We start from the raw sequence: 13,504 nt of genomic DNA, 5'->3' as shown, positions 1-13,504 counted from the left end.
CTCTTTATTTGGTCTATTTTTCTATTAGAACTTCAGACGAAGACCTGCGCCATACCACCATTGCTTTTCACTTCCAGTTTCAGCTTGCCATGCCGTATGCTGACTTCCTTTTTCATAGCTGTAAGCAACATCGATAAAGGGCATTAACTTTTTATTGATTTCATAGCGTGTTTCTAGCCCTAGCCATACAGAACTGAGTCCTGTTTTTTGTGCATAAGCAGAGTCATCACTCAGCACCACATCTAGGTTCAAATATGGTTTTAAAATCAATTTTTGCGTCAGCAGCAAATCACGTTCGGTTTCTAAAGAAAAACTGACCTGTTTATCTGCACCAAAATATAGATAAGCATCGGTTTCAAAGAAATAAGGTGCCAGACCATGCAGACCCACCACAGCATCTAACTGTTCTTTATCCGTCACTTGATGTTCATCGACCCGATAACGCGCACCAATTTGCGCATCCCAAAAGTCAGAGATCATACGGCTATACATCAATTGAGCCGCATAATCAGCGTCTTGAGATTCTGCTTTATTGGCATGTAGTTTGATGAAGAGCTTATTTTCATCGGTCCCGATTCGACTGTCAATTTCGGTCTTTAAACGTCCTCGGCCATCGGCATTATAGAGCCATCGATTGTCTATCTCAGTCGCTTGATAAATCTGTCCACCATGTTCACGCTTATGATCAACAGGATGCTGCGCAGAAGTAGTACGTGACGCAATAGATGATGCATTTGCATGTTCTGCATGTTCTGCATGTTCTGCATGTTCTGCATGTTCTGCATGTTCTGCATGTTCTGCATGTTCTGCATGTTCTGCATGTTCTGCATGTTCTATCTGGCTCGATTCAATCCCTGTTTGCATCTCTTGATGCGACGAATCAAGTGAGGAATGCAACTCATGTTGAGCTGACGTCGGCATGCTGTGATGTGCATCTTGCGCCATGGTCATTTGAGTGACCGATGCCAAAGCTAAACTTAGAACCGTATATGTGCATGGTTTAATGATGCGCATGAGACACCTCCTTTTGCGGTACAGATGCCGTTTTCGTATTCTCTGCGACATTTGCGACCACAAGTTTATTCATCATCCCTGCAGACATGTGATACAGCAAGTGACAATGAATCGCCCATTCCCCTAATTCATTGGCCGTTAACAGAGCCGTCACTGTTTTCCCCGGCGGCACAATCACCGTATGTTTATTTGGCATTTCAGAAGACACTTGCCCATTTTCCAATTGCATGAACATGCCATGTAAGTGCATCGGATGCGCCATCATGCTGTCATTGACAAATTTCAGTCGAATTCGCTCACCATATTTCACCTTTAGTGGTTCAGCTTCACTGAATTTTTTGCCATTCATGGTCCACATATAGCGTTCCATCGTTCCTCCCAAATGAATGACCAAATCTTGCGTCGGTTCACGTGTATCAGGCTGCGGGGTTAACGCTTTTAGATCACTATATTGCAGTGCCTTATCACCCATAGGTGTTGATGCATTGGCCCAACCCATAACCGTTGCTGAATTTTCAACTGCCTGCTTCTCCTCTTTAGACTGTGCATGCTCCATCGCTGTATGCATATCATGTTTCATGGATGAGTTTATTGAGGAGTGGTTCATAGATGAATGATCCATCACACTATGATCCATATTGGCATGCGCTGAATCAGACATATTCTGTTTATGCATATCTGGATGCTGCATAGTAGTATGCGCAGTCACTGGAGAATGGTCCATGTCATGTCCCATAGCGGCATGGTCATGTGCTTGATTCGTCTGAATCTTTGATGGATTGACAGTATGCGCGCTGTACTCATGAGCATTCGCTTGCTGGATTGCTGAAGTTTGGGTTGAACCTGTAGCCGTATGCTCCATATTGCTATGATCCATACCTGCCATTGAACCATGCCCCATATCTTCCATGGTCAGCAAAGCGCGTGGTCGTGCTTTTGGCATGTGAATGCCTGTGTGCTGAGGCTGAGGCTGAGTTTCATCATGTAATGTACCGATCGCAAATCCTGTCCGATCGATCGACTCAGCCTCTATCTGATAGTGCGCAGATTTAGGCTCTACGATCACATCGTAGGTTTCCGCAGCACCAATTCGGAATTCATCCACAGCGACCGGCTTGACCGCTTGGCCGTCTGCACTGACCACCGTCATTTTGAGCTGAGGAATGCGCACATCAAAAAACGACATGGCCGCAGCATTTACAAAACGAAGTCTGACTTTTTCATTGGGCTTAAACATCCCCGTCCAGTTCTGCTGTGGTGTTTTGCCATTCACTAAAAACGTATAACCCGTGACATCAGACAAATCCGTTTTCAGCATTCGCATCTGATTCCACATCGAACGATCTTTCCAAGTGTTTTTTAAACCTGTTCGTTGAATTTGCGTCCATACATCTGAAACTGTTTCACGCTGATTTTGATAGTATTCGGCAGACTTTTTCAGATTTGCCATAATCTGAGCGCTAGATGATTCATGAAAATCCGACAGCATGACCACATAATCACGTTGTGTCTGTTCATGTGCGGCAAGTGCTTGTTTACCTTTCGGATAAATTACCAAAGCGCCATACAATCCGTCTTGTTCTTGACCTTTGGAATGCGCGTGATACCAATAGGTTCCGCTTTGACGGACTTTAAATTTATAAGTAAAGCTACCATCAGGCTGTATTTCATTGAAACCATTAAAGCCGGGTACACCATCCATTAAGCCGGGCAGCAATAGACCATGCCAATGCACCGAGGTATTTTGTTTTTTGAGCTGATTATGTACATGGATGACCGCATCATCGCCTTCTTCAAACTCCAGTAAAGGTGCTGGAAACTGACCATTGACGCTGATTTTCTTGACCGCTTTACCAGTCAAATTGATGGTCTTTTCATCAATATTCAGATGATATTCTTTAATGGCTGCAAACGCCCACGTTGGAGACAGCAGACACACCCCGAGCACGAGGCATGATTTAGATAAATTAGACATGACTTAACCTTTATAAAATAACGAAAAAACGTATTTAATACTCAGGTTAAGCTTGCGGAGGTCTTAGAATTTCTTGCCAAAAGCCTTTTAAATGCTGTCCAGCAAAAATGAAACGAGGAGGTTCTGCATAGTGATGCACATGGAAGGTCTGCAATGCGACCAAGGCGCTATCGACATAAGAGGTACTGATTTGGCAATGTGCGAGTGTACAGTCCTGACGACAGTCTGTACTTTGTGTCGTTGAATGATGCGCCTGACCATCTTGCAGTGCAGATGTCACATCTAAAGATTGATGACAATCCATCATTGAAATGACTTCAGGTGTCGGCTGCTTGCTATGATGTGCTGCATGCTCAGGAACAGCTTGCCGCTGATTTTGATGGCAATTTGCCATTTTAAAATGCGAAGGATCAGTATGTGCTGTATGAACTGATGCCTGATGGGCATTCGCAGTCATCATTTGTTGATGTTGAAAATTTTGCTGTGCACTGACCACGCTGCTCCACCCCATGACAAACGCCATGAGCCAAGCAAAGCCAAGATGCTTACGCAAAAAATTGAACAATTTAGTATCCTAATTCAACCCAATGATGCACTGTGACAACATGTCCCGAATAACACATCCTTAGAAACATCACGCGATCAGCTCAGCCGAAATCTGCATGAAACACCATGAAGATATTATTTACGATTCAAATGCAATCACATGACATTTGTATCAATATGACATGCAGCTCGACCGATTTATCCATCATGAACGATACATTCAGAAATATCTAATAGCACGAGCTAGTGCGATCGATGATGTGTTTTGCCAGTCGCAGCTTATCTCAATAGTTGCTAACAGCATAATTAATTGTGCAGTTATTCACAACAGTTTTAAATTTATTGCGCTGTCATAAAAATCAGCGTATATCGTCCAGTTAAAACATAAAAGTTATTTTTTAAACTGATTAATTATTTACCACAGATTAATAAATACACAATATTTCAAATACTTTGACCCATATAAAAAGGACTCAATTGAGTCCTTTTTATACTTAATACGTCTAATTATTAAACCATTGATGCACAATCGTTTATAATTTATTCAAGTTATCCATATACTTATCTACACAGATATCCATACGGTTATCCATAAAGTTATCCACAAGCCATGAATAACTTATACCCAAAGGCTTAAGCCTCTTGAGCATGCACTTTTGCCAATTCAGAACGCATGTCATCAATCACAGCTTTATAATCAGGCTTACCAAAAATCGCTGAACCTGCAACGAACATATCTGCACCAGCTTCAGCAATGTCACGGATATTGGCTGGGGTAACACCACCATCCACTTCTAAGCGAATATCACGGCCTGAAGCATCAATAATTTTTCGTGCTTGACGCAGCTTTTCTAAAGTCATTGGAATGAACTTTTGACCGCCAAAACCTGGGTTCACACTCATCAACAAGACTTGGTCAACTTTATCTAAAACGTAGTCTAAATAATGCAAAGGTGTCGCAGGGTTAAACACCAAGCCCGCTTGCGCACCACCAGATTTGATTAACTGTAAAGAGCGGTCAATATGGTCAGTTGCTTCGGGGTGGAAAGTGATGATATCTGCACCAGCGTCTAAGAAATCGCCAATCATACGGTCTACCGGTGAAACCATTAGATGCACATCAATTGGCGCTTTAATGCCGTATTTTTTCAATGCCTTACAAACGCCCGCACCAAAAGTTAAGTTCGGTACATAATGATTATCCATGACATCGAAATGAACAACATCTGCACCTGCTTCTAGAACATTTTCAACTTCTTCACCTAAGCGCGCAAAGTCTGCTGACAAAATTGAAGGTGCGATTAAGAATGGCTTGGACATGAAAAACCTAGCTTTGAAAAGGGAGTGATTGACGCATTATAGCAAATTGTCCCCCTATTCGCTGCCCATGCCCTTAGTCGTTTTTTCGATGCCGATGATTGAGATCTCTATAATAAAGAAACCTAGGATGAACTGATATTACGCAGTAACATCAGAACCGAAATTTGATTCAAATAAAAGAACGATACGCGGTAACGTCATCCGCAATTGTTTGAGACAGCACGACTTCTAATCAAAAATGTTTTTGCAATACTTTAATTAAATAGACGCTAGAAAGCGAGTTTTGCGGTGAGGAGCATTGCTCTGCAAGATGGTTTCCTTGCGAAGCTTCGCTTCTCATTTTGCCTAATGAGAATCATCGTTTCGTAAGAGTACCTCCAGCCGAAGGCTAATCCCTTTATTTAAGCCCTAGATGTAAGACTCAGTCGAATTGACTTAAATATCATTTTAAAAATGCAAAATTATTTTTTGCGTGCGTAACATCAGTGATTAATATGGATAAAGATCTCAGGGATAGAAACACAGCGTTGCATTTTTAGACTTAACGGGCATCTATGTACTTTGCTAAGTTAAAGGACTGACGACTTAACAATAAAATTGCATCTATGAAAAGTTCAACACACATCACCACCGCCCAAGCAGCGCGTGTTGCTAAACGCCTAGTCAATCATTGGAAACATAAATTTGAAGTCAATGAACAGCTCATTGGAGAAAATACTGCATTCAAGATTCAACTACCCTCTGCAGAGGTCAATCTTTTACCACAAGCTGCTTTTTTAGATGTAGTAATTTCAGCCCAAGATCCAAGTGCAAATCTAGATCAATTGGAACATGTGGTTTTAGATCATTTGATCCGTATGGGACAAGAAGAACTCAGTGCAACATGGCAACGCGAACCGTAGTCTACGTCGCCATATTGTCAAAGCCTTTCACTCAATGCTGATGTGATTGATAATTTCTAACTGCGTCAATACGGGCTTTCGTCGCTGGATGTGACTCAAAGAAATCTGTCCAAGATCTCTGATCTTTGGCAGTTTCATCCTTTGCACCTTTCTCTTTTGCTATTTCACCGTCAGCTTCATCTTCCATACGTTGTAAGAAGTTTGCAAAATGTGCCGTTGGAATTTGATGTTTTGAAAGTTGTTTTAGGGCGTATAAATCTGCTTCAGATTCAAAGTCTCGTGAGTAGCTCGCACCCACCGCAGCTACCGGTAAACTGGTGAGAATATCTGAGCCATCCCCTGTAATCATCAACAAAATAATACTGATGCCTAAACCTGACAAACTTTGCTGCAAACTATGGCGTTGAACTAAATGCCCCTGCTCATGTGCAAGTACACCAATTAACTCATAATCATTTTTCGCTAATTTAACCAACTCATCTGTCACGATAATGGTGTTATTGGGTATCGCCAATGCATTTGCACCGATGCTACCACCACCACGAAATAACAACTTCGCAGGTCGATTTTCAGCCACCAATTGTTGATATTCTTGCTTCAACTTGTCTTGGCGTGCTTGTGGTAATTTTGTGGGTTCAGTCATATCGATAATATATTTTTCCGCCTGATCCCCCCAACTCTTTAACGCTGTCTCAGGAAGTTGATTGGCCACCACATGCGACGCCGCAGGTATACCCCATTTAATCAATACAAAAGCAAACGCCACCACGAAAATCACACTAAAAATGATTAGAGAAGGTGACCGTTCTAACTTCCAAATCGAATGCCAACGCGACTTTACGTCGAGATTAAACCACTCTGGCAAAGGTTGATGAAACTCTAAACGAGCATCATCCTTTAACTCAATCACTGGCTGAATATCACCTAAAGCACCGATCAGCGTCATATCTTGATAGGTGTAGTGCTGCGTTTGTTCTAGGTCTTGACCATAACGCACAATCACAGCATGTTCCCCATCTGCACTGATTTGAGCAACAAAGGGTTTTGACACTTTCCCATCATAATAGGTTGCATTCACTACTGATGTTTTCATGTAATTCACCTGCGTTATAAGGAAATATCTAGGTCAAAAATATCGGATAATTCTTCAGCAATTGCATTGTGATCTTGCTGCATTTGATTTTGTAATTGGTCAGGATCATCGACCAACATTAAGTGCAAAGATTCAGTCTGATATTTATATAGTCGTACAACTGCCCATGGTGTCAGTAAACCGAGGCTAATCACTTTAGCCAACCAATTACTCAAGACAATCCATGCATAACGCCATTGATTACAGTCCGTATGAAACTGACTGCGACTCAACGTGGTGTTATTCCAAGTGGTAATAAAAATACGTGCAGCTGTGAGTGGCCAAATAAACATATAGCCAATCAAATACATCCCAAAAATAATGAAGACATAAGATGCGTCATTTAAACCATCTGAACTACCAAACAATATCGCAAAGATCACTGCCAGCAATGCACCAAAGCCCATAAACAGAAATAAAGGCACATACATGGCACGCATATAATCGCCCCAAGTATTATTCAGATTAAATTTTAACTGACCCAGATACAAATGATTCAGACATTCACGTTTATATAGCCAGACCGCAACTGGTGTAAACAAACCAAGGGTAAAGACAACCACCGCAAGACATTTGACAAAGCACCAATATGCGCTTTTATTCGTCCCTGAAAAAAAGAATCGGCTATTACTAAACTTACTGTTACGGGCGCGGAAACGAATCGTAGATCGAATAAGCCAAGGAACCGCAAAGAAGATCAGGACAAAGCCCGCTAAGAAAGCTTCCCAAGAATAATTTATAGCAAAAGAGAAACCACCATAGACCACTAACGCAATGATTCGTCCAACTAAAATTTTTGTAGGCAAACCGGTAAAGTCAAAACGACGCTGAAACACCCAAGTATTACCGTAAAAATAACGTAAACGGCGGACCTTTGCCCAAGGCGCATAAAGTCCAAGCGTGACAATCGTCAGTAAGATATTCACAATCCAAATACCGAAATATTCAGACGCATTACCTTTAAACCTAAAATGATAATTTCTTCCCAAAATATCAGCCTGTTCTGTCTCACCAAATAAACTCGGTGGATTCATTACGGGCAGCTCTGGCGGAAGCGGCGTTTCCATTTGTGAATTTTGCATAAGTACCCTAAATTATTTTTTTTGGTATGTCGAATTTATTCATTTGCATGGCAATGCTCATCACCATGCCTTATTTATACGTATATCAAAGCAAGCTGTGCCTCAATATTTTTTAAACACTGGCTTTAGAATTAATGAACCGCTGTTTGCAATTGGACAGCGTGAAATTGCAAATGATCATCCATAAAACTTTGAATAAAATAATAACCATGATCATAGCCTGCATGTTCACGCACTTCGAGTGGCTGCCCAACTTGCTCACACGCTTGCTTAAACAACATCGGATTTAACTGGCTATAAAATTGATCATCAATACCTTGGTCAATCAAAATGGCTTTAAACAAAGCCCCTTTAGATTTCACTAAAGCTGTAGCATCGTGCTGAAGCCACTGCTGTCGGTCTGAACCTAGATATTGATTAAAGGCTTTTTCGCCCCATGGACACTGACTCGGCGCACAAATCGGTGCAAAAGCAGAAACCGATTTAAACAGGTCAGGATGCTTCAACGCTAAAGTTAATGCCCCATGACCGCCCATACTATGTCCGAATATGCCAATCGCACCTTTTTGTACCGGAAATTCAGCCTGTACCAGCGAATACAATTCTTCAGTAAGAAAACGTTCCATTTGATAATGCTCGGCCCACGGTTGTTCCGTTGCATTAATATAAAAGCCTGCGCCTTGCCCAATATCCCAATGATCACCTTGTGCTACCTGTTCCCCACGTGGAGAAGTATCAGGGCTGATTAAAATCAGGCCAAGCTGCGCAGCTAAACGCTGAGCATGCGCTTTAATGGCAAAGGTTTCTTCAGTACAGGTTAATCCCGCCAAATAAAACAATGCAGGACACGCTTGGCCTTGTAAGGCTACTTCTGGCAGAAAAATACCAAACTTTGTCGCGGTCTTTAGACTTGAAGAATCCAATTGATAAATGCGCTGCTCACCAGCAAAACAAGTATTTCGTTGTACTAATTCCATGATCTTTATCCTAAACTTTTTTAATCTTTTAAGGCGTAACCGTCGTAGCCGGTGCAGTAGTTGTCGGCGGGAACAATCGTTGTTCTAATTGAGGCAACATTAATGCCATGTTTTTCCCCATCGACCACTGCGGTTCAGAAGGTTCGAAACCTTGCGCTGCTTCCCATTTCGCAACAGTCGCTTTGGTTTCATTAAATGCCGCTTGAATACTGGTCTGCTCACGCATCGCCTGATCAAAGAACGCTCGGCCAAAATAGGTGTATTCAGCTTCATTCGAACAGCCAAAAGACTGTCGATCAGCTGCCGATGCAGTAATAATTAAAGTATTATCATTTTGTAGTGCTGGAATAAAACTTCCTGAATAACATGAAGAAATCACAATCACACGCCAACGAATTCCGGACGCATCCAAGGCTTCTTTTAACCATTTAGGATCGACTTGCGCCAAATCCAAAGGTGCATTTTCCATTTCAAAGACATTTGGTAAACCATGTGAGGTCATATATAAAAATAAGACATCACTTTCTCGGTTCATCTGCTGACCGATACGACGCAGCGCCAACTCCATACTGGTTTTAGATGCCAGCGGAATTTCAGTGCGTGTTGCAGGGTTATTGATAAGTTCAACCGAACGCCCATAGGTGCCAAAACGTGTATCAAACTGTTCTTTAATCCGTTCAATTTCCAGTTTAAAGACATCTTGATAACTCGCACCCGCCACCCCTAAGAAGTACCAATGGGATTGAGCAAATTCACCATATTCCACTGCGTCTAAAGATTTATTGAGCAAACGGCTTTGTGCATAGAAGGCATCTTCAGCAAAGCTTGGTGGAACTTCTTCCACTTTCCAAATCGGCTGATCTTTGACTGAGACTTGCCACACGACCAAAGTAAATAGCGTCGCACCCATAATCAGTGCTCGCTCCCACCATGGCCATTTCAGCTCACGTGAAAATACCCAAACGACAGCCAGACTTTGCCAAACAAATAGAATAATGAATAACGTTGGAATGTAGTCGTACAAGAAGTATGGAAGAAAATCGAGATCTCCCAAATATTGAATCAAACATTGAAACAACATGATGTGCGTATCAAGCACCAACCAAAGCAATGCTGGGACCAACATTAACCGTGGATTATTCACACGTTGTGACAGGAAAATCCCCACGATTAAAGCAATAAATGGCCACAATGCGTAGCTAATGAGACCTTGGGCATTAAATTCGCCAATACGCCCCGTGCTGAGCCAACTAAATAAACTGTTGGCACAACCACCTAAAATCCCCCAAAACACCAATTGTAAAATCGATGGTCGAACGATTTGTAAAGAACGACGAGACCCCAAAAATAACCACATCCCCGCAGTTTGGTTGCTTTTAAAATCATGCCAAAAATTGATGGAGGGTTTGAAATCAATCATAGAGTTCTGATGGTGGCCTTGGCTCGCTTAATTGCACAAATAATTTTATGCCTGATGTCGTTTTTAGCAATGCTATTTTTTAACTATATAACAAATCTTTGAACAATATTGAAGCAAATATCATTTTAAGTCACAAGATCATGTTGGAAATATGCATCAAAGCGACAAGCATCACCTTGCCACTGATGTTGTGGCTCTTGATTCGCTAAAAAAACCGCCAATCGTGGACGTTTAACCACGACACGTTTAGCAATTTTTTGTGCTAAATCCAGTAAATTATCACCTAAATCCATCTCACCATCTTCAGGTAACAGCAAATGCAGTAATTGCATTTGTTTTTTGACCTGAGCTTGCTTTTTGACGGCTTGCTGGTTTTGATCTCGCTGCGGAAACATCGGATCGAGATAAACCACGTCAAAGATTTGATTGGTCGTCGACAAATGTTTCAAATAATCTGCCGAATCTGAAAAGACCAATTCAATTCGAGCTACAACCGAACTTAAAAACGCATCTTGCTGCGCACGTTGATGTGAGTCTTCCAATAGGGTAAATAAAATTGGATGACGTTCCACAAGGGTCACATGCGCACCCAAATGGGCCATCAATAAACTATCATGCCCTAGCCCTGCGGTTGCATCTACAAGCTGTGGTTTTTCAGCCAAATTACACGCACGTGCAATCATCTCAGACTTTAAGGATGCTCGCTTTAAACGCCCCACTTCTGCTTTCCAATCGGGTTGCATCTTCATGCCATTGGCCGCTAACCACAAACCATCTGCATCGACACACAAACTGAGTTCAGAGTTTAAACGTAAAAAACGCGCGTTTAATTTTTCAATCAATTCAATATTTACAGATACACCACGTGAAGAAAGCACAGCAGAATACTGCTGTGCTTTCTCATGAAACTCTTGTTCTGTGTATAAGCGGATTTCGCTTACCATAATTTCCAGCCTGTAAATGCGAACAATAAAATCAATAAACCTGAAACAATTCGATACCACGCAAAAATCATGAAATCACGTTTTGCCACATAAGCGACAAGCGCACGAATTAAAATCAATGCAGAGACAAATGAAACGATTAAACCAACGGCGATTACCGTCCAATCTTGAGTGCCTTGAAATACATCATAGCTTTGATATAAATCCAGCAAACCTGCACCGACAATAACCGGAATACCCAAAAAGAATGAAAACTCAGTGGCTGCTTTACGAGAAACCCCTAAGAACATGGCACCAATAATAGTCGCACCTGAACGTGAAGTCCCTGGAATTAAAGACAAAACTTGAATTAAACCAATCCAAATCGCATCTTTAATGGTTAAATCTTCTACTTCTTTGGCACGCACTTGCGGTGGATTTTTTTCGATCCAAATAATGATCAAACCACCGATAATCAACCCCATAGCAATCGCAATGTTATTGAACAGCAGCTCTTTCACCGTCTGACCAAACGTCAAACCAATCAATACGATTGGAATCGAAGCGAGAATTAAGCCAAAACCTAAACGGCGACCTTTTTCTTCACCAGTCACCATACCGGTTGCTGCGCCCCACAGGCGGCCCCAGTATTCATAAATCACCGCCGCAATCGCACCCATTTGAATTGCGATCACGAAAACATCACTTTTTTCTTTGGTCCAAAAGTTCATTAATTCTGAAGCCAGAATTAAATGCCCTGTACTTGAAATCGGTAAAAATTCGGTAATACCTTCAACAATACCCATGATTGCCGCTTTGAGCAGCAGTAGAAGATCCATATATAACCCTAATTATGGCTTGCCTTGTTCTGAAATTTTCTTCCAGGCGTTATCTCGTAAATATACGGGCAATGCAAGTTCAGCACTCACCCATGCTTTTCTTTGCGCCGCTACGCGGGCAATAGTAGCAATATCTTGTGCTGTTGCACTTAAGTCTTTGTATTGTGTTTGTTCTGATTGAATGAGCTCACTACCAGAACCCACGACGGTAAATTTGATCTGCGGTGTGGCATCTGCGTAGCTTAATAGTTGTTCTTCATCTACAACCTGCATAATGCCATTGGCATCGAGTTGATAGCTTGCGATATACACTTCTTGCATGCGAGCATCAAGGACTGCCGTTACTTCAGTCAAACCATGTACACGATGCGCCGCTTGAGCCAAAGCTTGCAAAGTTGATACTGGAACAACAGGTATATCATTGGCCCATGCCAAGGCTTGTGTTACCGCTGCATTAATACGAACACCACTAAATGAGCCAGGCCCACGACTAAATCCAATCGCAGTTAAATCAGCTAACTCAATAGCAGTTTGATTAAGCCCTTGCTCAATCATTGGGAGAATGGTTTGCGTCTGCGCTTTTGCCCGTAAATCGAGTTGAAAATAAAGCTCTTGAGTTTCATCTACAATCGAGACGGAACACTGCTCATTGGCAGTTTCCAATGCCAGTAATTTCATGCGCAACCTTAATTAAATTTAATCTTAAAAAACGTTGAATATGATACTCCACTCCATCGCAGTTCGCGAGATGTTCCACCACAGACTCAGCGCTTTCTGTATTTAATCTATAAAAAGCCTCGACAAACTTCGAGGCTTTTTTGCTTGCCATGTATAGCGTTCTAAAGTTCAGCGGCTTCTAGTTGAGTAAAATGTTTAAAATGAGCGGCATAGTGCATGGCACTCATTTTTAGACGTGCTTCCGCTTGTTCATCTAAAGTCTTAACAACTTTACCCGGTGACCCCATCACAACAGAGTTATCCGGAATCACCTTCCCTTCTGGAATTAAAGCATTTGCACCAATGATGCAATTTTTACCAATCACAGCATGATTTAGAACCACGGCATTGATTCCGATCAGACTATTATCACCTACGGTACATCCGTGTAGCATGGCTTGATGCCCAATCGTGACATAATCACCAATGATCATTTCAATGCCCGCATCGGTATGCAGCACCGCATTTTCTTGTACATTGGTAAAATCACCCAGTTTGATACGACTATTATCCCCTCGGATGACGGCTCCGAACCAGACACTCACTTCTCGGCCTAATTCAACTTGGCCAATGACCGTTGCATTTTCTGCAACCCAACCATCCCAAGGTTGATGCGTGGCTTTCGGGCTATATCCTTGAAATTTGTACAACATGATC

Annotated in this window: 13 protein-coding genes; 1 reads left to right on the top strand and 12 read right to left on the bottom strand. The window is 41.9% G+C overall.

The window, feature by feature from the left end; translation table 11 throughout:
* Nucleotides 1–24 precede the first annotated feature (24 nt).
* From FTU83_RS09950 to rpe, 4 genes are all read right to left on the bottom strand, one after another.
* The gene (locus FTU83_RS09950) at nt 25–1,014 is read right to left on the bottom strand and encodes a copper resistance protein B (RefSeq protein WP_180106339.1); all 990 of its coding nucleotides are present in this window, start codon (nt 1,012–1,014) and stop codon (nt 25–27) included.
* The gene (locus FTU83_RS09945) at nt 1,001–2,989 is read right to left on the bottom strand and encodes a multicopper oxidase domain-containing protein (protein WP_180106337.1); all 1,989 of its coding nucleotides are present in this window, start codon (nt 2,987–2,989) and stop codon (nt 1,001–1,003) included. Before FTU83_RS09945 ends, FTU83_RS09950 begins: the two co-directional genes overlap by 14 nt.
* Before the next feature lie 46 nt (nt 2,990–3,035).
* Nucleotides 3,036–3,554 carry a hypothetical protein gene (locus FTU83_RS09940; protein WP_180106332.1) on the bottom strand — a complete coding sequence of 173 codons (519 nt, stop codon included), beginning with the start codon at nt 3,552–3,554 and terminating at the stop codon, nt 3,036–3,038.
* A 614-nt stretch (nt 3,555–4,168) separates the two neighbouring features.
* On the bottom strand, nt 4,169–4,855 hold the full coding sequence (gene rpe, locus FTU83_RS09935; RefSeq protein WP_168378513.1) for a ribulose-phosphate 3-epimerase: 687 nt from the start codon (nt 4,853–4,855) through the stop codon (nt 4,169–4,171).
* 605 nt (nt 4,856–5,460) lie between these two features.
* Between rpe and FTU83_RS09930 the strand changes: the two genes are divergently transcribed.
* A complete protein-coding gene (locus tag FTU83_RS09930) occupies nt 5,461–5,757 on the top strand; it encodes a DUF2218 domain-containing protein (protein WP_168378512.1) in 297 nt (98 codons plus the stop codon).
* A gap of 31 nt (nt 5,758–5,788) precedes the next feature.
* On the opposite strand, the gene FTU83_RS09925 is transcribed toward FTU83_RS09930, so the two are convergent.
* The 8 genes from FTU83_RS09925 to FTU83_RS09890 all read right to left on the bottom strand — a co-directional run bounded on the left by FTU83_RS09925 (nt 5,789) and on the right by FTU83_RS09890 (nt 13,500).
* Complete coding sequence (locus FTU83_RS09925) at nt 5,789–6,850, bottom strand: M48 family metallopeptidase (protein WP_180078283.1); 1,062 nt, start codon at nt 6,848–6,850, stop codon at nt 5,789–5,791.
* A gap of 14 nt (nt 6,851–6,864) precedes the next feature.
* Nucleotides 6,865–7,971 (bottom strand): YjgN family protein, encoded by a 1,107-nt coding sequence (locus FTU83_RS09920; RefSeq protein ID WP_180106331.1) that lies wholly within the window; start codon nt 7,969–7,971, stop codon nt 6,865–6,867.
* 131 nt (nt 7,972–8,102) lie between these two features.
* The gene (gene fghA, locus FTU83_RS09915; protein WP_180064976.1) at nt 8,103–8,948 is read right to left on the bottom strand and encodes an S-formylglutathione hydrolase; all 846 of its coding nucleotides are present in this window, start codon (nt 8,946–8,948) and stop codon (nt 8,103–8,105) included.
* Between the two features lie 28 nt (nt 8,949–8,976).
* Nucleotides 8,977–10,368, bottom strand: a complete 1,392-nt coding sequence (locus tag FTU83_RS09910; RefSeq protein ID WP_168378508.1) for a C13 family peptidase — start codon at nt 10,366–10,368, stop codon at nt 8,977–8,979.
* 125 nt (nt 10,369–10,493) lie between these two features.
* On the bottom strand, nt 10,494–11,312 hold the full coding sequence (locus tag FTU83_RS09905; RefSeq protein WP_218945800.1) for a class I SAM-dependent methyltransferase: 819 nt from the start codon (nt 11,310–11,312) through the stop codon (nt 10,494–10,496).
* The gene (locus FTU83_RS09900) at nt 11,306–12,130 is read right to left on the bottom strand and encodes an undecaprenyl-diphosphate phosphatase (protein ID WP_078191179.1); all 825 of its coding nucleotides are present in this window, start codon (nt 12,128–12,130) and stop codon (nt 11,306–11,308) included. The genes FTU83_RS09905 and FTU83_RS09900 overlap by 7 nt, the downstream gene beginning before the upstream one ends.
* A 12-nt stretch (nt 12,131–12,142) precedes the next feature.
* Nucleotides 12,143–12,808: a tRNA (adenosine(37)-N6)-threonylcarbamoyltransferase complex dimerization subunit type 1 TsaB gene (tsaB, locus tag FTU83_RS09895; protein ID WP_168378506.1), complete on the bottom strand. Its 666-nt coding sequence runs from the start codon at nt 12,806–12,808 to the stop codon at nt 12,143–12,145.
* 161 nt (nt 12,809–12,969) lie between these two features.
* Nucleotides 12,970–13,500: a gamma carbonic anhydrase family protein gene (locus FTU83_RS09890; protein ID WP_168378505.1), complete on the bottom strand. Its 531-nt coding sequence runs from the start codon at nt 13,498–13,500 to the stop codon at nt 12,970–12,972.
* Nucleotides 13,501–13,504 lie beyond the last annotated feature (4 nt).

Origin of the sequence: Acinetobacter sp. YH12152 (genome assembly GCF_013418285.1) — a bacterium.
GTDB classification, from domain to species: domain Bacteria; phylum Pseudomonadota; class Gammaproteobacteria; order Pseudomonadales; family Moraxellaceae; genus Acinetobacter; species Acinetobacter amyesii.
Note: the sequence above shows the minus strand (reverse complement) of the source record. Positions and strands in the feature narration are given on the sequence as shown.

Bases quoted from the DNA above. Each gene is read 5' to 3' on its own strand.
- FTU83_RS09950 (WP_180106339.1), bottom strand. From the start codon at position 1,014: ATGCGCATCATTAAACCATGCACATATACGGTTCTAAGTTTAGCTTTG.
- FTU83_RS09945 (WP_180106337.1), bottom strand. From the start codon at position 2,989: ATGTCTAATTTATCTAAATCATGCCTCGTGCTCGGGGTGTGTCTGCTG.
- rpe (WP_168378513.1), bottom strand. From the start codon at position 4,855: ATGTCCAAGCCATTCTTAATCGCACCTTCAATTTTGTCAGCAGACTTT.
- FTU83_RS09930 (WP_168378512.1), top strand. From the start codon at position 5,461: ATGAAAAGTTCAACACACATCACCACCGCCCAAGCAGCGCGTGTTGCT.
- FTU83_RS09925 (WP_180078283.1), bottom strand. From the start codon at position 6,850: ATGAAAACATCAGTAGTGAATGCAACCTATTATGATGGGAAAGTGTCA.
- FTU83_RS09920 (WP_180106331.1), bottom strand. From the start codon at position 7,971: ATGCAAAATTCACAAATGGAAACGCCGCTTCCGCCAGAGCTGCCCGTA.
- fghA (WP_180064976.1), bottom strand. From the start codon at position 8,948: ATGGAATTAGTACAACGAAATACTTGTTTTGCTGGTGAGCAGCGCATT.
- FTU83_RS09910 (WP_168378508.1), bottom strand. From the start codon at position 10,368: ATGATTGATTTCAAACCCTCCATCAATTTTTGGCATGATTTTAAAAGC.
- FTU83_RS09905 (WP_218945800.1), bottom strand. From the start codon at position 11,312: ATGGTAAGCGAAATCCGCTTATACACAGAACAAGAGTTTCATGAGAAA.
- FTU83_RS09900 (WP_078191179.1), bottom strand. From the start codon at position 12,130: ATGGATCTTCTACTGCTGCTCAAAGCGGCAATCATGGGTATTGTTGAA.
- tsaB (WP_168378506.1), bottom strand. From the start codon at position 12,808: ATGAAATTACTGGCATTGGAAACTGCCAATGAGCAGTGTTCCGTCTCG.
- FTU83_RS09890 (WP_168378505.1), bottom strand. From the start codon at position 13,500: ATGTTGTACAAATTTCAAGGATATAGCCCGAAAGCCACGCATCAACCT.